The following is a 1,419-nucleotide window of genomic DNA, read 5'->3' as shown; positions in this document are numbered from 1 at the left end:
TTCTCTTCGGCTTTTAGCTTTTCTTCAGCTTTTTGTTTAGCGAGAATTTCTTGTTTTTCCTGTGGTGTCATGTTCATGTTAACTACAATTAATGAAATAATAGATAAAATAAAGGCTATACCTGTAAACTTAAAATATTTCTTAGTGTTTGGTTTCTTTTTTAAGCGAAATACCAAAGATGTGATTAATAAAATAAACGTGGCTAGCATTGCTATTGCAAATAGAAATGAGAAAAATATTTTCATTTATGTAGCTCCTAACTTATAAATTTGTATTTTAAATTCATATTAATAACTTTTTAAACTAGCAAAACTTTCTGGAATTCCATAGATCTCAGCTATTTCTTGAATTGATAGATTTGTATCTTGATATTCAGAAATCATTTCATCAGGTAATAAGAGTTCGACTGCAAATGTATTTGCTTCGATCTCTAATCGATCTACAGAAAAAAAGGTTTTATTTCGTAAAAATGGAGTATTAGCTTTTGGGTGTAATAGAGCATGTCCTAGTTCGTGAGCACAGACAAAGCGTTGTGTGGTTTCATTAATCCTATTATTAATATGAATGAATTTAAAGCGTTTATAAGTGTTGTAAAAACCAAGAGTATTTCCAAGGTCTTCAAACAACACTATAATATCTTTTCGTTTAGCAATTTCAAAGGGGTTTGTTGTGCCGTGTTTTTTTACGATTTTCATTACGTAGTCTTTAATTTTCATTTCTCGCTCCGTTCAATCTTTTTTATACTTGTTTGGAGTGAATTTTTGTTTTGCTAATTGTTTTGCCATGCGCATAGAGTTTTCTAGAGAAATACGAATCATTTCTTTTGTGTGTTCGTCTATTGGTTCTCCGTCAAACATTAAAGCATCTTCGCTATTTTCTAAGTCTTTTAAAGTCTTTTCTAAGTCACGAGCGATATCACGAGTATCTTTTTTGTTTAAATCAGGAAGTGCATTAGACATCCTTGATTCATCTTCTCTTCCTAATAAATAATCTGTTGTTACTCCTAAAACATTTGCTAAATCTTTTAGCATTTCGTTTGAGGGAGTGCTATGACCATTCTCATAGTTACTAATGGTGCCTTTAGTGGTATTTACTTTATCGGCTAATCCTTGCTGAGTGAGCTTACGCGTTTTACGCATCTCTTTTAATCTTTGTCTCAACATTTTTAGCACCTCCCGTTAATAAAAAGTACAAAGATATTGTACCTTATAAAGATGGATTGTAAAACTTTGTACAAGATAATTGTACAAATATATTGACGTACAAGAATCTTATACATATAATGAAAGTACAAAATACTTATACAAGGAGCGAGACAGTGAACAAAAATATCAAATTAATTAGAGCTAGGAAAAAAAGCAAGTTAACGCAACAAGATCTTGCAAAAAGAATGAAAGTTACAAAATCTACAATAAGTAA

At 30.6% G+C, this 1,419-nt stretch carries 3 protein-coding genes and 1 pseudogene; 1 reads left to right on the top strand and 3 read right to left on the bottom strand.

Annotated features, from left to right (window positions below; all coding sequences use genetic code 11):
• From MR079_RS28235 to MR079_RS28225, 3 genes and pseudogenes are all read right to left on the bottom strand, one after another.
• Positions 1–245: pseudogene (locus tag MR079_RS28235) on the bottom strand (hypothetical protein); the annotation flags it as partial.
• A gap of 42 nt (positions 246–287) precedes the next feature.
• Positions 288–716 (bottom strand): ImmA/IrrE family metallo-endopeptidase, encoded by a 429-nt coding sequence (locus MR079_RS28230; protein WP_242295077.1) that lies wholly within the window; start codon positions 714–716, stop codon positions 288–290.
• 12 nt (positions 717–728) lie between these two features.
• Complete coding sequence (locus MR079_RS28225; RefSeq protein WP_000946008.1) at positions 729–1,163, bottom strand: helix-turn-helix domain-containing protein; 435 nt, start codon at positions 1,161–1,163, stop codon at positions 729–731.
• Between the two features lie 155 nt (positions 1,164–1,318).
• Here MR079_RS28225 and MR079_RS29395 point away from each other — a divergent pair.
• Positions 1,319–1,419, top strand: a 101-nt coding sequence (locus MR079_RS29395) for a helix-turn-helix transcriptional regulator (RefSeq protein ID WP_313897267.1), incomplete at its 3' end; no start/stop codon positions are given.

This window comes from Bacillus cereus group sp. BfR-BA-01381 (assembly GCF_022663555.1).
Taxonomy (GTDB): Bacteria; Bacillota; Bacilli; order Bacillales; family Bacillaceae_G; genus Bacillus_A; species Bacillus_A pacificus.
The sequence above is the reverse complement of the archived record's forward strand: the minus strand, read 5'-3'. Positions and strand labels throughout refer to the sequence as shown.